We start from the raw sequence: 19,705 nt of genomic DNA, 5'->3' as shown, positions 1-19,705 counted from the left end.
AACGTTTCTGCAATGTTAGCAAGGACGAAAAACGTGTTAGGAAATCATTGCTTCGGAAACCCTGAAAAATCTAGAGGAGGGTAAGAAATGAAAAAGGCGATCTTAACGGCAGATGAAGCGATGGCATTGATTAACGATGAAAGTATGGTCGCCATTGATGGTTTTGTCAGCATTGGGCACCCAGAAGAATTGACCGCAGCCTTAGAAAAGAGATTTTTAGCAACAGGTTATCCACGAAATCTTTCACTGGTGTATGCCGCAGGGCAAGGAGATTCCAAAGATCGGGGGATGAATCATCTCGGACACGAAGGACTCGTGAAGCGGGTCGTTGGCGGACACTGGAATCTAGCCCCTAAACTTGGCAAGATGGCTGTAGAGAATAAAATCGAAGCCTATAATTTCCCCCAAGGGGTAATAACTCATCTTTTTCGGGATATTGCAGCGGGCAAGCCTGGGACATTAACCCACATCGGATTGGAGACTTTTGTCGATCCTCGCCGAGGAGGGGGTAAGCTTAATCAGATGACGCAAGAGGATTTAGTGGAACTCACTCATGTTAAAGGTAAAGAGTACCTACTCTATCATGCCTTTCCAATTAATGCGGCACTCTTACGAGGGACGTCAGCAGATGAGGAGGGGAATATCTCCTTGGAACGGGAGGCTTTGACCTTAGAAGGCTTATCGATAGCCCAAGCGGTGAAGAACAGTGGCGGGATTGTTATCGTTCAAGTTGAACGTCTGGTTCAATCTGGAAGCATTAAAGCACGAGATGTCAAGATCCCAGGGATTTTAGTGGATGTGGTGGTGGTAGCGAGTCGGGCGGAATATCACATGCAGTCCTTCGGCGAGCAATATAACCCTTCCTACAGCGGAGAGATTCGCTCTCCCCTAACGGAACTCAAAGCCATTCCTCTAGATGAACGGAAAATAATAGCCAGACGGGCTTTTAAAGAAGTACCACCGGGGGCGATTGTGAATTTGGGGATTGGAGTTCCGGAAGGGGTGGCATCCGTCGCAGCGGAAGAAGGAGTGTTAGATCAATTCGTCTTAACGGTAGAGTCTGGTCCAATTGGGGGAGTGCCTGTCGGCGGTGCAAGTTTTGGAGCAAGTTTTAATCCCGATTGCATCGTGGATCAGCCCTATCAGTTTGATTTTTACGATGGTGGTGGACTGGACGTTGCGGTCTTAGGGATGGCACAGCTGGATGCAGAAGGAAATGTCAATGTCAGCCGATTTGGCCCGCGTATCGCTGGGGCCGGAGGGTTTATTAATATTTCTCAGACAGCGAAAAAAGTCATTTTCTGTGGAACATTTACGGCTAATGGTTTGAAGGTAGAGGTTGAGGAAGGACTTCTAAAAATCAGTCAGGAGGGAAAAATTCACAAGCTAGTCCGAGCTGTTGAGCATATTACCTTCAGCGGAAATTATGCTCGCAAGAAAAGACAGAAAGTTCTGTTCATTACAGAAAGAGCTGTTTTTCGATTAGATGAAAATGGCTTAGTGCTCGAAGAAATAGCTCCAGGAGTGGACTTGGAAAAGGACATTCTTGCCCAGATGGATTTCAAACCAGAGATTTCCCAAACCTTAAAAATTATGGATCCGGGCTTGTTTGAGCATGGTCTCATGCGGATAGGTCAAGAAACTAAAGAAGGGTGTGCAGCCAAATGAAACTAAAAGACAGGGTAGCCTTGATTACGGGAAGTGGTCAAGGGATTGGCAAGGCTATAGCTCTCGTCTTCGCTGAAGAAGGAGCAACGATTGCGGTCAATGATATTTCGTTTAACGAAAGTAAGGCGATGGAAACGGTGAAGGAACTTCGTCAACTGGGAGTTAAAGCAGAACTTTTTTTGGCAGATGTCAGTCAAGAAGCTGAAGTGAATTCAATGGTAGAGAAGGTGATTAAGCAGTTCGGTAAAGTAGATATTTTGGTTAACAATGCGGGAATCAATCGAGATGGTCTCCTCCATAAAGGAAACGCTGCAAATTGGGACGCCGTCATGGCGGTAAATTTAACAGGCCCCTTTCTCTGTACAAAAGCGGTTCTTCCCTCAATGCGCGGGCAGGGGTATGGTCGAATCGTCAATTTATCCTCGCTGACAGCGAGGATGGGGATTTTTGGGACAGGGTATTACGCAACTTCGAAAGCAGGGTTGATCGGGCTGACGAAAGTTACTGCAGCTGAGAATGCAACTAAAGGAATCACCTGCAATGCCTTAGCTCCAGGTTATATCAATACGGATATGATGAACAAATATCCTGAGGATCAACTCAAAGCTCTGATCGCTAAAATCCCCTTAGGTCGGTTTGCAGAACCGAAAGAGGTTGCGGATGCTGCACTATTCTTAGCTGCAGATGATTCCTCTTATATTACGGGCGCAGTACTGGATATCAACGGCGGGTTTCTAATTTAAAAAGGAGGATCGTGATGAGAGAAATTGTCATTGTAAGTGCGGTACGAACGCCCATCGGATCCTTTGGCGGAGCTTTGGGCAGATTCCGGCCGTTGAATTAGGGGCGACCGTTATCAAAGAAGTGATACGAAGGGCTGGCCTCAAGCCGGAACAAGTGGATGAAGTAATTATGGGGAATGTCCTGCAAGGTGGATTAGGGCAGAACCCCGCTCGACAGGCGGCGATAAAAGCCGGCGTTCCACAGGAAGTTCCCTCATGGACTCTTAATAAACTTTGCGGATCGGGGCTGAAATCTGTGGAAAGTGCGGCCCAGGCTATCATTGCGGGGGATGCAGAGATCATTGTTGCCGGAGGAATGGAAAGTATGTCCTTGGCGCCTTATGTCCTTCCCAAGGCCCGCACGGGATATCGCATGGGAAATGGGGTGTTGATTGATGTCATACTCCAGGATGGATTAACAGATGCCTTTTATGATGTCCACATGGGAATCACAGCAGAGAACCTTGCTGAACAGTTTATGATTTCTCGTGAGGAGCAGGATCAGTGTGCTCTAAGAAGCCAGGCGCGCGCGGAGGCAGCCATTAAAGGCGGGAGATTTGAAGATGAAATCGTTCCGGTTTCTATTCCAAGGCCTAAAAGGGATCCGTTGATTTTTAACGTCGATGAATTTCCGCGCTATGGAACAACTCTGGAGTCTCTGGCTAAGCTTAAACCTGCATTTAAAAAGGAGGGAACAGTGACCGCGGGGAACGCTTCAGGAGTCAATGATGGAGCAGCGGCTGTGGTAGTAATGTCAAGAGAGAAAGCTCTGGAATTAGGCCTAGTTCCGATGGCTTCCGTAATTTCCTGGGCTTCAGCAGGAGTTGATCCCCAAATCATGGGTACAGGTCCTATCCCGGCAAGTCGGAAGGCTTTGGCCAAAGCTGGGCTCACAATTGAGGATATGGATCTGATTGAAGCTAATGAGGCTTTCGCGGCGCAAACACTGGCTGTAGTACAGGAGCTTCGTCTTCCCGAGGAGAAAACGAATGTCAATGGCGGTGCTCTTGCTTTAGGACATCCCATTGGCGCCAGTGGGGCTCGAATTCTTGTGACTCTTTTATACGAGATGAAACGAAGAAAAGCCCAAAAAGGGCTCGCAACGTTATGTATTGGTGGAGGCCAAGGTACTGCAATGGTTGTTGAAATTAACCACGCTAAGAACTAGAAGAAATAGGTGAGAAAAAGCATAAATTCATGGAGGTGTTAGTCATGGCAGTTTTAGGCATTATCTTAAGCTTGGGACTCTTGATGTTCATGGCCTATCGTGGTTTTTCAGTCATCTTTTTTGCTCCTGTATTTGCCATCCTTGCGGCAATTTTTTCCGGTATGGCGATTATGCCCACCTATACGGAAATATTCCTGCCGAATCTGGCAAACTATCTAAAGGTCTACTTCCCATTTTTTCTACTGGGCGCAGTGTTTGGTAAAGTAATGGAAGAATCAGGTGCTGCAAAAGCAATTGCCAAGGCAATTGTCCAAACTTTGGGTAAGAAGCAAGCTATTCTTTCAGTGGTCTTGTCAGCCGCGATTCTCACCTATGGTGGGGTTAGCCTTTTCGTGGTGGCGTTTGCCGTGTACCCATTCGCAGCTTCAATTTTTAAGGAAGCGGATATTCCCAAACGCCTAGTACCGGCTACCATTGCTTTAGGGGCTTTCACGTTTACCATGGATGCCCTCCCAGGAACCCCTCAGATTCAGAACTCAATTCCTATGAAGTTTTTTAACACGGACCTTTATGCCGCTCCCGTCTTTGGAACATTAGGGGCAATTATTGTCTTAGCAGTAGGCATAGCTTATTTAGAGTGGAGAAAAAGGGTGGCGCAAGCTGCGGGAGAAGGGTATGGAGCGAATCATAAGAACGAGCCGGAACTGGTTGAGGACAGTAACTTGCCCAATCCATGGTTATCTGCGTTGCCCCTAATTTCCGTACTCGCTGTGACTTTGATTTTACAGAAGCTGATTTTTCCTCAGTGGAATATCACCTCATGGGTAACCAAGGCCCCATACAGTATAGATAAGGCAGGGGTTGTTGGTACGATGAACAACTGGGCCTTGATGATTGCTTTGGTAGTAGGAATTATTCTAGCCTTTATTATTAACCCACGAAGGATTAAAGGGAATGTAGCTAAAGCCATTAATCTCGGGGCGATTGGTTCCTTGCTAGCGGTCATGAATACTGCGTCCGAGGTTGGCTTCGGGAATGTAATAAAATCTCTCCCAGGTTTTCAAACCATAGCCCATGCCTTGACCGGAATTAATGCTGGAGGCAGTCCTCTGTTGTCTGAAGCAGTAACCGTTAATACGCTGGCAGGAGTCACTGGTTCAGCATCTGGCGGATTGAGCATTGCTTTGGATACGTTTGGTAAGCATTATTTGGATTGGGCCAGCAAAACGAATGTCAGCCCGGAATTACTTCACCGCGTTTCTGCTATGGCTTCCGGGGGTATGGATACCTTGCCTCATAATGGTGCGGTTATCACACTGCTGGGTATTGCTGGGTTAACTCACAAACAGTCCTACAAGGATATCTTTGTGATGACCTTAATTAAGACGGGTACTGTATTTTTACTCATCATGCTGCAAAGCGTTGTTCATTTTGTCTAATTCTTAACCTTCATTGCAAGTCAATAGAGCAAGAGGAGCCAGAGCCGACCTTAGTCAGCTCTGGCTCCACTCTTATTCATCAAACGCCACGACTAACAAATCGGCGGTATACACCTCTCAGTTTTTTCATGGGCTACTATTTGATTCGCTTACAATGAATATTTTTTGATTGACAGAAAAATACTTTGTGATAGTATATAAGAAAAAAAGGAGTGAGTAATCACTCATTAGTTAAAATCTAAACTAAACTGGAAAGGAGTAAGAATAGAACTAAATGAGTAAAAACCAAAAAGTTCGGACTAAGAAGCCTGTAGAAGAAAGGCGCCAAGATATTTTAGAAGCTGCCCTCAAAGTATTTTCAGAAAACGGTTATAAGGGCTCTACCACAGCTGAAATCGCTCGTCAAGCCGGGGTAGCAGAAGGGACGATCTTCCGGCACTTTGCTACGAAGAAAGAATTATTGGCAGCGGTTTTAGAACCGAAAATTATAGAAGGTGTAATTGTTTTAGATAAGGAACATAGGGAGAGCAGCCCCAAGGATTTTTTTCGGTGTTTCTTAAAGAATCGTTTGGAGTTAATTCAAGAAAATGCTGGCCTTTTCCGATTGATGTTTGCTGAAGCACAATATCATTCCGAGGTAAGAGAAGCTTTATTTACAGGAATTCTCGGGCCAGGAATGAGTGTTATTAAGCCATGGTTTGATAAGGGAATCGCCCAAGGGGATTTTAAGCCCTTACCCTTTATACCAACGATGCGGAGTTTTATGGGGATGGTCATGTTTTATGGTGTCTTTAGTCATGTCTTTCCCAACTTATCTCCCGAGAAAACCCTTGAAGAAGCAGCCGATCATATCTCAGAGCTTTTTCTGCATGGGTTAGTCGCTAAATAAGTCATGTATGTCCTGCAGTTACTTGATTAACAAAGAAAAGAACGAATCTTTGAAGCAGGGGGAGAAACTATGAAGAAGAAAATAATACCTGTCGTTGTTGTCTTGGCTCTTATCGCTCTTTCAGTCTGGGGCAATCAATATTTTAATCGCCCGCAAGATCTAAACACCTATTCGGGAACTATTGAAGGGACTGAAGTTCCGGTGCAGCCTGAACTCGCCGGAAGGATTGTTGATCTGAAGGTACAAGAAGGTCAGGTTATTAAAACGGGGGATATTATTGCCAAACTTGATGATAGCCAAGCTAAAATTTCCTTGGATACGGCGAAAAGCGAACAAACCCAAGCCCAAGCCAAGCTCAATGATTTGCTGGGCGGCTCACGGGCAGAGGAGCTTCGCCGGCTCCAAGCCGTGGTAGATCAAGCGAATGCCAATGTTGCAGCTTTGGCACCAAGTTTGGAATTGGAAGAAAGCAATCTGGCAAATGATCAAAAACTATACGCAAGTGGCGGCATAAGCAAACAGGCTCTGGATACCCAACAGAACAAATACGATACGATCAAGGCTCAGTATGAAGGTGCTCAGGCCAATGTGAATGCGGCTCAGGCCAGTTTGGACCAAGCCCAGGCAGGGTATACACAACCGACGATCCAGGCTCAGAAGGCAGCTGTGGACATAGCAGCCCAATCTGTTAAAGCAGCAGAACTTAATTTAAGCAAATTGACGATTAAAAGCCCAACAAATGGCCAAGCCCTTTATAAGCAGGTGGAACTTGGACAAGTGGTCAATACTGGGACAACGTTAGTTACCATTCTCGATCCCAACGATTTGTGGATAAAAATTTATGTGCCTGAAGCTAAGCTAAGCCAGGTTAAAGTGGGCGGGGTGGCTCATGTTTCTGTCGATTCCTACCCTAATAAAACGTTTAAAGGGCAAATTCAGTATATCAGTACTCAGGCGGAGTTTACTCCCAAGAATGTCCAAACTAAAGAAGAACGGACAACTACGGTTTATGAAGTAAAAATTTGTATTGCAGAAGGTAAAGATCAATTAAAAGCGGGTATGCCTGCAGATGTGACCCTGGATTAGAGGAGTGAGGAAAATGAATCTGGCGATAGATTGCCAAGGTTTGGTTAAACGGTTTGGCGCGTATACCGCCGTGCAGGGTGCCACTTTTCAAATCCCTCCCGGGGCAATTATGGGTTTTGTGGGTCCTAACGGGGCAGGCAAGACAACGATTATCCGTATGGTATGCGGAGTTTTGGTACCAACGGAGGGGCAGGCGACAGTTCTCGGTTTCGACGTCAAAACTCAACCTGAGGAAATTAAACAACGAATTGGCTATATGTCTCAAAAATTTAGTCTCTACGATGATTTAACGGTTGCGGAGAACCTGGATTTTTATGCCGGAGTGTACAATTTGCGGGGAAAGTTGGCTCGCAGTCAGAAAGAACAGGTTATCGAGCGGATTGGTTTGACTGAACGAACGAATCAGTTGGTTTCTTCTCTTTCCGGTGGCTGGAAGCAACGAGTGGCTTTAGCCTGTGCTTTACTGCATAATCCCCAGCTGCTTGTCTTAGATGAACCAACCGCCGGGGTAGATCCCGTATCTCGCCGAATTTTCTGGGATATTATTCATAAATTGGCTCAAGAGGGAATGACAATTTTGGTCAGCACACACTACATGGATGAAGCAGCTTCCTGTGACTACCTCGGCTTTGTTTTTTATGGCCGCCTAATTGCCTTTGGCTCACCTGAGGAGATGAAACGCAGGGAAGCTAAGGAGACATTAGATGATCTCTTCATTTATTATGTGGAACATGAGGCCTCTGATGATCCTCGTAATCTTAGGGCTAGAAGAGGAGGTGCAGTATAATGCTGAAATTTTCCTGGGTCCGCTTTCTGGCGGTTTTAAAAAAGGAGTTTATCCACATCCGCCGGGACCGGGCCAGTTTAATTATGGCGATTGCCATGCCACTTGGGATGCTGCTCTTATTTGGTTATGCGGTCAATACGGATGTTGAGCACCTTCCTGCGGTGGTCTGGGACCAATCCCAGACCGCGGATAGCAGGGATTTTATTTCGTCGGTACGCAACACACAATACTTGGATCCGGATAATTTCGTTTCGGGATATCAACAAATTGAAAGCTATCTGGATAGTGGGAAAGCGCGGGCCGCAGTGATTATCCCTCCAGACTTTGGCAAACAATTGCAAGGTCAGAAGCAGGCAACAATTCAGGTCCTGGTCGATGGCTCCGATCCAACAGTGGCTCGGGCAGTTATGTCGGCATTTCAGATGTTAGGATTGGATAAATCTCTGAATTTGCAAAGCAAACGTTTGGAATCAATGGGTATTTCCGGAGGAATGGATTTGCCGCTGAACATTGAAACGAGAGTCTGGTATAATCCGGATATGAAGTCGCGCAATTTTAACATCCCTGCTTTAATCGGCCTGATCTTACAAAATGTCATTGCCATGTTGACGTCATTCTCCATTGTTCGAGAGAAAGAGCGAGGGACCATGGAGCAATTGGTCGTGACTCCTATACGCTCGCTGGAGTTGCTTTTAGGCAAGCTTTTACCGTTTGTGGTCATCGGATTTATCTCCTTATCCTTAATTTTGACGACGGGGATTTTCTGGTTTGGGGTTATACCCATGGGAAGTATCTCGCTGCTTATTTTGTTGTCCACAATTTTCCTCTTTACAATCTTAGCCATTGGACTTTTGATCTCCAGCATTGCCAAGACGCAGCTTCAGGCCATGCAAATGACCTTCATCTTAATCTTACCTTCGATACTTTTATCCGGCTTTGTTTTTCCGAGAGAAACCATGCCCAAACTGTTGCAATTAATGGGTGGGCTGCTGCCTTTAACGTATTTTCTAGAAATTGTCCGGGGAATTTTTCTCAAAGGTGTGGGATTAGATTTCCTTTGGCAAGACACCCTCGCTTTATGCTTGTTTGCCGTGATTTTGTTAGCGGTTGCCTCTAAAAAATTCAAAAAGAATTTAGATTAATTCAAAAAGGAAATGATGGGAATTTCATTGTCTTGCTCGGACAAATGCCGGAGGTCTGGTTTGGTAATTTGCCGAGGATATGCTAGGATTAATAGGGCAAGCAAATCACAGCCTGAAAATTACTCGATAAGCCGTTAAGAAACAGGCTCTAAAAATTTCTTGGAGGTACGATTCGGTATGAAAAAGGTTCGAAGAATGACCATGCTGCTATTAGGATTAATGGTGATTTTAGCAACTCTTGGGTGCGGGGCTCAGACGAACAATTCGGCGTCACAAGGATCGAATAAGACAAGTCAAGGCACTACTCCTACTCCTACTCCTACACAGACCCCAACGACGACTAATAAAAGTAATCCTATTGTGACGATTACCATGGCTAACGGAGATCAAATCAAGGCGGAACTTTATCCGACAGTTGCTCCGAACACGGTAAAAAACTTTATTTCTCTGGTGAAAAAAGGTTTTTACAATGGTCTAACCTTTCATAGAGTTATCCCAGGGTTCATGATCCAGGGAGGGGACCCTAGCGGGAACGGAAGTGGCGGCCCGGGGTACAGTATTAAAGGAGAATTTACGAACAACGGCTTTAAAAATGATTTAAAACATGAACGCGGTGTTCTATCCATGGCCAGGACTCAAGAGCCCAATTCTGCTGGTTCTCAATTCTTTATCATGGTGGCTTCAGCAGCGAGCTTAGATGGTGATTATGCGGCTTTTGGGAAGGTGACGAGCGGGATGGATGCTGTGGATAAAATCGTCAATACACCACGGGATCAGGCGGATAAACCTTTGCAAAACCAAGTTATGAAAAGCGTCACAGTGGATACTTTCGGGGTTGACTATGGAGATCCGGAAATAATTAAACAATAAATACGTTTTGTGCCTCTGCTAGCTTTTAACGAAGTCCGCAGGGGCATTTTACTATATAAGCTGGACAAGAGGTTGGAGTCTTCTCGCCGCGCAGTGATAAACATGGTAAAATATTTGTAGGTCAAAATCCTTTACATATTCTTAACAAGTGTTCGCACAACTGTTAAAAGAATAAGAAAAACTTAAGATGGAAGAGAGAACGGAGTGATGATATGCCCGCAAAACGTTTGACTGGGTTGGGGGCCTCAGTTTTTACTGAAATGGACAATTTAAAGAAAAACCTAGAACGAGAGGGTAAAACATTAATTAACTTGAGTATAGGAAGCCCGGATCGGGCTCCCGCCGAAGAACTTCGTCAAGTCCTCAGTCGAGCGGTTCTAGAGGATACTCAATATGGCTATACTTTAACTCGTGGAACGGGAGACTTTCGGAAGGCCTGTGCCCAGTGGTACCAAGAACGATTTAATGTTTCGTTAGATCCGGAGACCGAGGTATTGCCTTTGATGGGCTCCCAGGATGGATTAGCTCATATTTTCTTAGCTTATATTGACCCCGGAGATTCAGCACTTATTCCTGACCCGGGTTATCCAATCTATACAGCGGGCCTCTTACTGGCCGGCGGAGAAAAAGTTTCAGTTCCCCTGTTGGAGAAAAACAGCTACTTGCCGGACCTGCGGAAGATTGATCCTGCCTTGGCTCGCAGAGCGAAGCTTATGTTTTTAAACTATCCGAATAACCCGACAGCCGCTGTAGCGCCAATTTCTTTTTTTGAAGAGGTTGTGGAGTTTGCTAAAGAGTATAATCTTCTCATCTGTCACGATGCAGCGTATTCAGAATTAGCCTTTGAAGGATATCGACCTGTGAGTTTTTTACAAGCTCATGGCGCCAAAGAAGTGGGCATCGAATTTCATTCCGTTTCTAAAACTTATAATCTGGCCGGAGTACGCTTAGGCTTTGCAGTAGGAAACGCAGAAGTTATTGGGACACTCTCACAGCTTAAGTCAAATATTGATTACGGAGTTTTTGGGCCGGTTCTGAAGACTGGAGCTTTTGCTCTTGGCTCCGGACAGGATTCGATTGAAGAAAATCGGCGGGCCTATCAGAGACGAAGAGATCTTCTGGTGGAGGGGTGTGCCCGGGCAGGTTGGAAAATGCCGCTGCCCCAGGGTTCGATGTTCATTTGGGCACCAGTACCAACCAAGCAGGATTCGATGGAATTTGCTATAGAGTTAGCGCGTGAAGCGGGTGTGATCGTAGTTCCGGGTGTAGCCTTTGGTGACTATGGTGAAGGATATGTACGTTTGGCTATGGTTCAAGAAGAGAGTGTTTTGCAAGAGGCTGTTCGACGTATAGAGCTGTTTTTGAGAGATAGGCTTACTGAGGGTTGATGACCGAATCATAATGCTCAAGGAATGGGCGAAAATGGGCGGTTTTCCTCGGTTGGAGAAAAATGGTATAATTATCAAGGTAAAGATTATGAGGCCTGTATTTAGGGAGGAATTACATCTTGGAATTTACTCAAGTTATTGCGAAGGAACTTGGGTTAAAACAAACTCAAGTGAAAGAGGCAGTCAACTTATTAGATGGAGGAAATACGATTCCGTTTATTGCTCGCTACCGTAAGGAAGTTACCGGGGAACTCGATGAAAATGTGCTGCGCGATATCGTGGAGCGATTAGATTATTTACGTCGTTTAGAACAGCGGAAAACGGAAGTCTTGCGGCTGATTGATGAACAAGGAAAGCTCACAGACGACTTGTCTGCACAAATTGCGGCTGCCGCTGTACTTCAGGACGTTGAAGATCTTTACAGACCTTATAAGCAAAAACGCCGCACACGGGCAACCGTTGCCAAGGAAAAAGGTTTGGAACCGCTGGCATCTTGGGTGCTTGCTCAATATCCAGGGGTTAGAGTTGATCCTCAAGGCGAGGCCGAAAAATATCTAAATCCTGAGTTAGAGGTAAATACTGCTGAGGACGCTTTGGCCGGAGCCATGGATATTATTGCGGAGACCATTGCTGATGACGCCGCTTTGCGTAAACGGATACGTGAAGAAACCTGGCGTTTGGCAGATGTTGTGGCGGCAGCGGCATCTAAGAAAGGTCAGGAACGCTCGCCCTATGAAATGTATTATGATTATCGGGAGCCGGTGCGGAAAATTCCGCCTCATCGGATTCTGGCCTTGAATCGTGGGGAGATCGAAGAGTTCCTATCCGTGAAAATTGAAGCTCCCTTGGACACCATTCAAAGACTCCTTGAATTGCGCTATGTTAAGACAGGACCTTGTGCTCCCATCGTTCAAAAGGCGGCTCTGGATGCCTATAAACGTTTAATTGAGCCTTCGATTGAACGGGAGATACGCAGTGAAATGTCTGCTCAGGCGGAAGAACAAGCGATCAAAGTGTTTGCGGCCAACCTTAGGCAGCTTTTACTTCAGCCACCCGTTCGAGGCAAGATGGTCTTAGGTCTTGATCCAGGGTTTAGAACAGGATGTAAATGGGCTGTTGTGGATGAGACTGGAAAACTCCTTAAAGTAGGAGTGATCTATCCTCATAGTGGAAAGAATCAACGAGACGATGCGAAGGTTACTTTGAGAAAGACAGTCGCTGAGTTTGCCATAAATATCATTGCCATCGGAAATGGCACAGCCTCTAGGGAAACTGAAGAGGTTGTAGCTGAGATGATCCGAGAGGACGGTCTAGCGACGGAATTTATCTTGGTGAGTGAGGCAGGAGCTTCCGTCTATTCTGCTTCAAAGTTAGCGGGTGAAGAATTTCCGGATTTTGATCTTTCCTTGCGGAGTGCTGTGTCCATTGCCAGACGACTCCAAGATCCTTTAGCTGAGCTGGTCAAGATTGAACCTAAAGCAGTTGGAGTGGGTCAATATCAGCATGATGTTCAGCCTAAACGGCTGGAGGAATCGTTGCATGGGGTTGTGGAAACCTGTGTGAATGCTGTTGGGGTTGATTTAAATACTACTTCAGCCTCTCTGCTACAATACGTAGCCGGTTTGAAGCCAGCCGTTGCCAAGAACATTATAACCTGGCGTGAAGAGCACGGAAAATTTAACTGCCGTGATCAACTGAAAAAGATCCCGCGCCTTGGAGCTCAAACTTATATCCAATGTGCCGGATTTATTCGGCTCCCCGATGGAGGTAATCCCCTGGAAAACACACCGGTCCACCCGGAATCCTATCAACTTGCCGAAAATATTTTGAAAAAGATTGGCCATACTACGCGGGACCTCAAGGATCATCTTGCTGAAATCCGTCAAAAGCTTGCAGCACTGACACCGGACGAATTGGCGGCTGAGTTTGGCGCTGGGGTTCCTACGGTACGTGATATTTTAGATGCTTTGCAAAGGCCGGGCAGAGATCCTCGGGAAGATTTGCCGAGGCCGTTGCTTCGGACGGATGTCACTCATCTCGAAGATCTCAAAGAAGGGATGACCTTAGAAGGAACGGTTCGGAATGTCGTAGATTTCGGCGCGTTTGTAGATATTGGAGTTAAGCACGATGGACTTGTACATATTTCTCAGTTGAGCGACAAGTATATCAAACATCCAATGGAAGCAGTAGCGGTAGGGGATATCGTCAAAGTGCGTGTGATCGGAATTGATAAGGGGAGAGAGCGTGTGAGCCTTTCAATGAGGGATCTTTCGACCAATGGCGCTCTCGGCTGAGTTCCGTTAGAAAAGAACTATTATAATAAATGGTAGTATCAGGTAGCTTCGATAGAAATGAGGGGCTTAAGTGCAGAAGGTTCAAATAAGGCGTTGGCAGGGAGTTGGTGCTGTCCTAACTGCTGGTACTGGTTATGCCTGTATGTCCATTTTGGTTAAAGGAGCTTATCAGCTTGGACTTGGACCGACCCAGGTGATTGCGTTGCAATCGTGGATCGCGTCCATCCTCCTCTTCGGCTATGTTGTTTGCTTTAAACGGGGAATTTTCAAAATTTCCCTGCGAATGCTTGGGCTTCTTGCTCTTCAAGGGGTCGTGGGCGCTATGGGAACAAGCTTGTTATATGCCTATGCTTTAATATTTCTGCCGGTTTCAGTGGCCATACTTCTGCTTTATCTTTACCCGGCTCTAGTTTTAGCGGCGGGAGTTATTCTTTGGCACAAAAAAGTAGGGCGGAAGGAACTGGTTGCCTTCATTTTGACCTTAGGGGGAACAACGCTGGCGAGCGGGATTCTCTCAGGAGTGAGCGGAGTGGCTTGGGCAGGGATTTTATTAGGCCTGGCCTCGGCCATCGCTTATGCGCTGTTTAATCTTGTGGGAGAAGTTGTGCTGGCCCAAGTATCTCCCTTAGTTGCCATGTGCTACACTCAGTGGGCATGCGCGGTCTCTTTAGTGATCGTTATGAAGGGAGAGGTCATGAGGATTCCCTGGCAGAATCTACAAACGTGGGAAGTCGGTTTCCTGTTGGCTACCGTGGCCTCAATTATTCCTTTTTACATGATTTTAGTAGGGATCGAGCGGCTTGGTGCTGATCAGGCGGCCATCCTGAGTACCTTTGAATTGCCCATGACCTTTGTTTTAGCCGCAATTTTTTTAAACGAATTTCCCACAAAAGTTCAATGGATTGGTGGGAGTTTGGTTCTGGCAGGGATTCTATTATTAAATTGGAGGAACAAAAAGAATGAGGAAATTTCTAATAAAGAACGGTCGAATTCATACGATGGTGGGGCCTGAGTTTTTGGGGGATCTCCTAGTTGAAGGATCAAAGATTGCAGCCCTCGGAGAGGGTTTAGAAGTTCCCGGGGATGCGGAAGTGATCGATGCTTCGGGATGCTTCGTTTTACCTGGACTGATCGATGCTCATTGCCATGTTGGGATTGGAGAAGAGATCTATCGCTGGGAAGGGGAAGACTTTAATGAAATGACAGATCCCGTAACACCGGATATGCGAGCCATCGATGGGATCAATCCGGAGGATGAAGGTTTTCGTGATGCTCGATTGGGTGGGGTAACCGCTGTGTTCACCGGACCTGGGAGCGGAAATGTTGTCGGTGGAACCGGGGTGGTCATGAAAACGGCAGGTAAGATTGTTGATAAGATGGTGATACGGGATCCTGCAGGTTTGAAGATTGCTTTCGGGGAAAACCCTAAAATGGTCTATAGTGAACAAAAGAAAATGCCTATGACCCGGATGGGGACGGCAGCGCTCTTGCGTCAGGCTTTGGTTGATGCTGAGGTATATAGAGATAAGCTGGAAGAAGGAAAAACCGATCCGGACAAAATTCCGGAACGAGATTTAGGTTTAGAAGTTCTGATGAAGGTAATCCAGAGGGAGATCCCTCTGCGCGCCCATGCCCATCGTGCAGATGATATCATGACCGCGATTCGTATTGCCCGAGAATTTGACGTTGATTTAGTCATCGAACATTGCACTGAAGGTCATAAGATCGCTGAAGAACTGGCGGAGCTGGGCTATCCGGCGGTGGTTGGTCCCCTGTTGACGAATCGCTCGAAAGTAGAGTTAAAGGATAAATCCTTTAAAACGCCAGGAATTCTAGCGAAAGCCGGAGTAAAGGTAGCGATTATGACAGATCACTCTGTAACTCCGATTGAACAACTGCCTCTTTGTGCTGCTTTGGCTTACAAAGCAGGGATGGAAATGGGAGATGCCCTTCGGGCCATTACGATCAATGCAGCGGAAATTTTAGGCGTCGCCGATCGTATCGGGTCTCTGGAAGTTGGTAAAGATGCCGATCTTGTTATTTGGAGTGAGCATCCCTTTCAACTGGCAGCACGTCCACTCTGTGTTATGATTGATGGCAACATTGTCAGTCCGGAATCTAAGAAAGATGGAACAAATCATGGCTTCTAAATCATCTTCAGCCCTGCCCATGTTGGCTGGAATGGGGATGGCGGTGATCTGGGGATTTTCGTTTTTATTTACTAAACAGTCGCTGGACCATACGCTTCCCCTTCAGCTGCTTGGCTACCGCTTTGGGGCTGCGGCCCTTTTATTGACTGTTCTAAAGTTGACCGGAGTCATTCACATCAATCTTAGCGGAAAACCGATTCCTTCTTTGTTTCTGCTGGCCCTTTTTCAGCCTGGATTTTATTTTATGGGGGAGACTTGGGGAGTTAAGTGGACGTCCGCTTCGGAAGCAGGTATGGTGATTGCCCTGGTACCTGTAGCTATTGCGACGATGGCAGCAGTTTTTCTGAAAGAAAAACTTAATCCTAAACAGATACTCTCTATTGGGGCCTCTGTGCTAGGTGTCATAATTATTGTCGCTGCACAAGGCTCACTCCAGTTTGGTGAGCATCTCTGGGGGATTTTGGCGCTTCTCATGGCAGTATTAGCGGCAGGTGCCTATAGCATCCTTGCCAGACATTCTTCGAAGAGGTTCACTCCTCTGGAAATTACTTATGTTATGATGTGGGTAGGGACCGTGATCTTCAATGGTCTTGGTATTGGGCAAAGTGTTTTACAAGGATCTTTTTTCAGTTATTTTGAACCATTGCAGATTACAAGTGTCCTGTGGGCCGTTTTTTATCTTGGGATCTTATCATCAGTATTAGCTTTTTTTCTTTCTAATTATATGTATGCTAAGCTTCCGGCGTCGCAAACAGCGCCTATATTAAACCTTGTAACGGTTGTGTCGGTTTCTTCCGGTGTGGCTTTTCGAGGTGAGCTGTTCGGCTGGCAGCAGGCTGTGGGAATAACCTTAATTCTTTTAGGTGTATGGGGAACGAATATGTTTGGACGAACGATCGTTTCTCCGCTGGCTGAGAGTGCTTGACTTTATAGTTCCACAGTGAAAAGGTTACACTTAAGTCCAAGAAGGTAATTAAATTTCTATAGTGCAAGGTTGGAGCCCCAAAATGATGAACGTAACTTGGAAAAAGGATTAGACTCTTAGGAAAGGAAAGGATTAGGTTTGTCCAAGTTTTCCTAATCAGATAGGTATGGATTATAAAGTAACGAGTATGTCGCCGGAACAAACTCGAGCATGGGGAAAGCATTTAGGAGGGCATCTGCGAAAGGGCGATGTCCTAGCTTTAATTGGAGATCTGGGGGCAGGAAAAACTTCTCTGGCCCAAGGAATTGGCGAAGGATTGGGAGTAACGAGGCCGATGCCCAGTCCAACATTCACTCTAATTCATGAATACGACGGACAAAATCGAGGAACTAAAGTACGCTTAGTGCATATGGATTTATATCGCTTACAACATCCTCAAGAGGTGGAAGTGATCGGTGTCGAAGAAGCGTTTTCTGAGGACACTATTTGTTTAATCGAATGGCCGGAAATTGCCGAAGATTATTTACCGGAAAATCACTTAATGGTTGAGATCCTAGGCAGTGGAGAAAAGCCGCGGGAAATTATCTTTCATGCCCAAGATAGTGATTGGGAAGAACGGATTAAAGATATTATTCACTCTAGAGAGAGACTCGGAGGGCCTCAATGAAATACTTAACGATTGATACGACGACAAAAGTTAGTGCAGTGGCCTTAGCTGAAGATGGGTATCTTGTCGCCGAAGGTTTCCTGCATACTTCGAAGACACACTCAGAGCGGATTATTCCGATGTTAGATCAATTATTTACAGCCGCAGCCTGGTCGCTTCAAGAATTAGATTTAATAGGGGTCGTGAGAGGGCCAGGCTCATTTACCGGTATTAGAATTGGTATTGCGACAGCCCAAGGGTTGGCCCAAGTGCTGAACATACCGCTCTTAGGCGTGGTGTCTCTTGATGCTCTCGCATGGTCGGGTTGGGGGAGAAAGGAAGATATTGTGCCGATTCTGGATGCCAGAAAGAATGAGTGGTATACAGCGCGGTATCGCTGGGGGGCAGGAGAGAAAGCAGAGTGTCTTACAGCTCCTCAAGCCTTGTCGATCAATGAATGTCTGGAACAATTAAGAACACTAGATCGGCCGATTTGTTTTGTAGGGGATGCGGCTTGGAAAGGGAAGCAACAAATTGAAGCTGTTCTGGGTGAACAAGCAGTCATTCTACCAGATTATCAAAGCTTGCCAAGGGGAGCATATGCCGCTCGAGCAGTTTGGGAACGCTGGCAAGAGATCGGTTCCGGTGAGCGGGTTGAGCCTTACTACATTCGTTTCTCAGAGGCTGAGGTCAACTGGGCCAAAAAAGAGCGAGCCCGCAGAGGAGAAGAGCATGAATAAAGGGTTAGTGCGTCCTATGCAGGTGGATGATCTTGAGGCTATTATGGGGATTGAACATGCTTCTTTTTCGACTCCTTGGTCTTTACAGGCTTTTATAGCAGAGCTAAAGGATAACGAGTACGCACAGTATCGTTGTTTGGAGTTGGATGGTCATGTCATCGGGTATATGGGACTATGGTTTATCCTCGACGAAGGACATATTACTAATATCGCCATCTCTCCCGGTTACCGCGGGCAACGCTGGGGAGAATTCCTGATGCGTTCTGTGATGCAGGAGATGGTCGAGCAAGGTATGGAACGGATGACTCTCGAAGTTCGTGTTTCGAACAGCCCTGCTCAAGATTTATATAAACGCATGGGTTTCGCTGTGGCAGGGGTCCGTAAGGGGTATTATGCGGATTCTGGGGAAGATGCGTTAATCATGTGGGCGGAACTGGGAAGGAAGTGAAGAAACGTGACAGAGAGCCAAGATAAGAAGGTAATTATTTTAGGTGTTGAAACAAGCTGTGACGAGACCTCCGCAGCCGTTCTGGTTGATGGGTTTGATTTGCGCAGTCATATTATTTCTTCTCAAATCATGACGCATCAGAAGTATGGAGGAGTTGTCCCGGAAATTGCCTCCCGCGAGCACAGTCTTCACATTCAACCGGTTGTCCAGCAGGCTTTAGCTGAAGCGGACGTTGGTTTTACAGACCTTTCAGCCATTGCGGTTACTTATGGGCCGGGACTTGTGGGATCTCTTTTAGTGGGTGTTTCCGGTGCTAAAGCCATGGCCTATGCGGCTGGAATTCCTCTGATCGGGATAAACCACCTAGAAGGTCATATTTATGCCAATTTTTTAAACCATCAGGATTTAGAGTTTCCTTTATTAGCCCTTTTAGTTTCTGGAGGACATACTCATCTCATTTTATTTGAAGCTCATGGAAAGTATCGCGTTTTAGGGTATACACGGGATGACGCAGCAGGGGAGGCTCTTGACAAAGTTGCCAGGGCCTTGGGCTTGGGTTATCCAGGCGGCCCCCAGATCCAAAAAGCTGCCCAGAATGGAGATAAGCAAGCTTTTAAGTTCCCGAGAGCCATGTTAGAGCCGGGCAGCTTAGATTTTAGTTTTAGTGGAATGAAATCGGCAGTCTTAAATACCTTAAATTCTGCGCGAATGAGGGGAGAAACTTTAAATGTCCCCGATCTTGCGGCCTCTTTTCAACAAGCTGTTGTGGATGTCCTGGTTCATAAGGCTTTAATGGCGATTCAACAGACTGGAGTCCAGACCCTGCTCTTAGCCGGCGGAGTTGCGGCTAATTCCTTACTGCGAGAGACACTGGAGTATGAATTAGTGCAGCGCAAAGTACGTTTAGTTTATCCCCAACCCATCCTATGCACGGACAATGGGGCAATGATTGCTGCAGCAGGCTATTATCATTATCGGGCAGGAAACTTTGCGCCATGGACATTGAATGCAGTTCCGGGATTAAATTTGAAGTCAATATAGTCATTATTATGGTTTAAATGAACAATGAATTCGACGAAACAAAGCGAGGAATTAGATTTCCTCGTTTTGTTTTGTATTCTTTTGAAAGATGATTAATTAAGGCCTAAAAGAATTGTGGATAAGGTTATTCTGTGGATGATGTGGATAAGTCTGTAGATAAGTATGGACAGCGGCTTGAGAGATTTGAAGGTTATTCAGACTTTTTGGATAAAGTTACCCACAGGACCTGTGGATAATGTTGA

At 46.1% G+C, this 19,705-nt stretch carries 17 protein-coding genes and 1 pseudogene; all 18 read left to right on the top strand.

Going from position 1 to position 19,705, the window contains the following annotated elements; translation table 11 throughout:
• The first annotated feature begins 87 nt into the window (after window positions 1–87).
• The 18 genes and pseudogenes from VZF35_RS10180 (at window position 88) to tsaD (ending at window position 19,463) form a co-directional block, all read left to right on the top strand.
• Window positions 88–1,668, top strand: coding sequence for an acyl CoA:acetate/3-ketoacid CoA transferase (locus VZF35_RS10180; RefSeq protein ID WP_407313293.1), 1,581 nt, complete (start codon window positions 88–90; stop codon window positions 1,666–1,668).
• Window positions 1,665–2,411, top strand: a complete 747-nt coding sequence (locus VZF35_RS10175; protein ID WP_407313291.1) for an SDR family NAD(P)-dependent oxidoreductase — start codon at window positions 1,665–1,667, stop codon at window positions 2,409–2,411. Before VZF35_RS10180 ends, VZF35_RS10175 begins: the two co-directional genes overlap by 4 nt.
• A 14-nt stretch (window positions 2,412–2,425) precedes the next feature.
• A pseudogene (locus VZF35_RS10170) lies at window positions 2,426–3,618 on the top strand (acetyl-CoA C-acetyltransferase).
• Window positions 3,619–3,662: 44 nt separating this feature from the next.
• Entirely contained in the window at window positions 3,663–5,057 is a 1,395-nt protein-coding gene (locus VZF35_RS10165) for a GntP family permease (RefSeq protein WP_407313289.1), read from the top strand.
• Window positions 5,058–5,331: 274 nt separating this feature from the next.
• A complete protein-coding gene (locus VZF35_RS10160; RefSeq protein WP_407313287.1) occupies window positions 5,332–5,946 on the top strand; it encodes a TetR family transcriptional regulator in 615 nt (204 codons plus the stop codon).
• Window positions 5,947–6,015: 69 nt separating this feature from the next.
• Window positions 6,016–7,032, top strand: coding sequence for an HlyD family secretion protein (locus VZF35_RS10155; protein WP_407313285.1), 1,017 nt, complete (start codon window positions 6,016–6,018; stop codon window positions 7,030–7,032).
• A 13-nt stretch (window positions 7,033–7,045) separates the two neighbouring features.
• Complete coding sequence (locus tag VZF35_RS10150) at window positions 7,046–7,819, top strand: ABC transporter ATP-binding protein (protein ID WP_407313283.1); 774 nt, start codon at window positions 7,046–7,048, stop codon at window positions 7,817–7,819.
• Complete coding sequence (locus VZF35_RS10145; RefSeq protein WP_407313281.1) at window positions 7,819–8,961, top strand: ABC transporter permease; 1,143 nt, start codon at window positions 7,819–7,821, stop codon at window positions 8,959–8,961. Before VZF35_RS10150 ends, VZF35_RS10145 begins: the two co-directional genes overlap by 1 nt.
• Before the next feature lie 177 nt (window positions 8,962–9,138).
• On the top strand, window positions 9,139–9,831 hold the full coding sequence (locus VZF35_RS10140; protein ID WP_407313279.1) for a peptidylprolyl isomerase: 693 nt from the start codon (window positions 9,139–9,141) through the stop codon (window positions 9,829–9,831).
• A 212-nt stretch (window positions 9,832–10,043) separates the two neighbouring features.
• Window positions 10,044–11,219 (top strand): aminotransferase class I/II-fold pyridoxal phosphate-dependent enzyme, encoded by a 1,176-nt coding sequence (locus tag VZF35_RS10135; protein WP_407313277.1) that lies wholly within the window; start codon window positions 10,044–10,046, stop codon window positions 11,217–11,219.
• A gap of 119 nt (window positions 11,220–11,338) precedes the next feature.
• Entirely contained in the window at window positions 11,339–13,513 is a 2,175-nt protein-coding gene (locus VZF35_RS10130) for a Tex family protein (protein WP_407313275.1), read from the top strand.
• A gap of 70 nt (window positions 13,514–13,583) precedes the next feature.
• Entirely contained in the window at window positions 13,584–14,525 is a 942-nt protein-coding gene (locus VZF35_RS10125) for a DMT family transporter (RefSeq protein ID WP_407313273.1), read from the top strand.
• Entirely contained in the window at window positions 14,473–15,663 is a 1,191-nt protein-coding gene (locus VZF35_RS10120; protein WP_407313271.1) for an amidohydrolase, read from the top strand. The genes VZF35_RS10125 and VZF35_RS10120 overlap by 53 nt, the downstream gene beginning before the upstream one ends.
• On the top strand, window positions 15,653–16,588 hold the full coding sequence (locus tag VZF35_RS10115) for a DMT family transporter (protein WP_407313269.1): 936 nt from the start codon (window positions 15,653–15,655) through the stop codon (window positions 16,586–16,588). Before VZF35_RS10120 ends, VZF35_RS10115 begins: the two co-directional genes overlap by 11 nt.
• A gap of 166 nt (window positions 16,589–16,754) precedes the next feature.
• Window positions 16,755–17,255, top strand: a complete 501-nt coding sequence (gene tsaE / locus VZF35_RS10110; protein ID WP_407313267.1) for a tRNA (adenosine(37)-N6)-threonylcarbamoyltransferase complex ATPase subunit type 1 TsaE — start codon at window positions 16,755–16,757, stop codon at window positions 17,253–17,255.
• The gene (gene tsaB / locus VZF35_RS10105) at window positions 17,252–17,974 is read left to right on the top strand and encodes a tRNA (adenosine(37)-N6)-threonylcarbamoyltransferase complex dimerization subunit type 1 TsaB (RefSeq protein WP_407313265.1); all 723 of its coding nucleotides are present in this window, start codon (window positions 17,252–17,254) and stop codon (window positions 17,972–17,974) included. The genes tsaE and tsaB overlap by 4 nt, the downstream gene beginning before the upstream one ends.
• Window positions 17,967–18,422: a ribosomal protein S18-alanine N-acetyltransferase gene (rimI, locus tag VZF35_RS10100; protein WP_407313263.1), complete on the top strand. Its 456-nt coding sequence runs from the start codon at window positions 17,967–17,969 to the stop codon at window positions 18,420–18,422. Before tsaB ends, rimI begins: the two co-directional genes overlap by 8 nt.
• A gap of 6 nt (window positions 18,423–18,428) precedes the next feature.
• Window positions 18,429–19,463: a tRNA (adenosine(37)-N6)-threonylcarbamoyltransferase complex transferase subunit TsaD gene (tsaD, locus tag VZF35_RS10095; RefSeq protein ID WP_407313261.1), complete on the top strand. Its 1,035-nt coding sequence runs from the start codon at window positions 18,429–18,431 to the stop codon at window positions 19,461–19,463.
• The last annotated feature ends 242 nt before the right edge of the window (window positions 19,464–19,705 follow it).

The sequence above is a fragment of the Desulfosporosinus paludis genome (genome assembly GCF_045689965.1).
GTDB lineage: Bacteria > Bacillota > Desulfitobacteriia > Desulfitobacteriales > Desulfitobacteriaceae > Desulfosporosinus > Desulfosporosinus paludis.
The sequence above is the reverse complement of the archived record's forward strand: the minus strand, read 5'-3'. Positions and strand labels throughout refer to the sequence as shown.

What these genes read in the sequence shown, in the direction of transcription:
- VZF35_RS10180 (WP_407313293.1), top strand. Translation starts at nt 88, where the DNA reads ATGAAAAAGGCGATCTTAACGGCAGATGAAGCGATGGCATTGATTAAC.
- VZF35_RS10175 (WP_407313291.1), top strand. Translation starts at nt 1,665, where the DNA reads ATGAAACTAAAAGACAGGGTAGCCTTGATTACGGGAAGTGGTCAAGGG.
- VZF35_RS10165 (WP_407313289.1), top strand. Translation starts at nt 3,663, where the DNA reads ATGGCAGTTTTAGGCATTATCTTAAGCTTGGGACTCTTGATGTTCATG.
- VZF35_RS10160 (WP_407313287.1), top strand. Translation starts at nt 5,332, where the DNA reads ATGAGTAAAAACCAAAAAGTTCGGACTAAGAAGCCTGTAGAAGAAAGG.
- VZF35_RS10155 (WP_407313285.1), top strand. Translation starts at nt 6,016, where the DNA reads ATGAAGAAGAAAATAATACCTGTCGTTGTTGTCTTGGCTCTTATCGCT.
- VZF35_RS10150 (WP_407313283.1), top strand. Translation starts at nt 7,046, where the DNA reads ATGAATCTGGCGATAGATTGCCAAGGTTTGGTTAAACGGTTTGGCGCG.
- VZF35_RS10145 (WP_407313281.1), top strand. Translation starts at nt 7,819, where the DNA reads ATGCTGAAATTTTCCTGGGTCCGCTTTCTGGCGGTTTTAAAAAAGGAG.
- VZF35_RS10140 (WP_407313279.1), top strand. Translation starts at nt 9,139, where the DNA reads ATGAAAAAGGTTCGAAGAATGACCATGCTGCTATTAGGATTAATGGTG.
- VZF35_RS10135 (WP_407313277.1), top strand. Translation starts at nt 10,044, where the DNA reads ATGCCCGCAAAACGTTTGACTGGGTTGGGGGCCTCAGTTTTTACTGAA.
- VZF35_RS10120 (WP_407313271.1), top strand. Translation starts at nt 14,473, where the DNA reads ATGAGGAAATTTCTAATAAAGAACGGTCGAATTCATACGATGGTGGGG.
- VZF35_RS10115 (WP_407313269.1), top strand. Translation starts at nt 15,653, where the DNA reads ATGGCTTCTAAATCATCTTCAGCCCTGCCCATGTTGGCTGGAATGGGG.
- tsaE (WP_407313267.1), top strand. Translation starts at nt 16,755, where the DNA reads ATGGATTATAAAGTAACGAGTATGTCGCCGGAACAAACTCGAGCATGG.
- tsaB (WP_407313265.1), top strand. Translation starts at nt 17,252, where the DNA reads ATGAAATACTTAACGATTGATACGACGACAAAAGTTAGTGCAGTGGCC.
- rimI (WP_407313263.1), top strand. Translation starts at nt 17,967, where the DNA reads ATGAATAAAGGGTTAGTGCGTCCTATGCAGGTGGATGATCTTGAGGCT.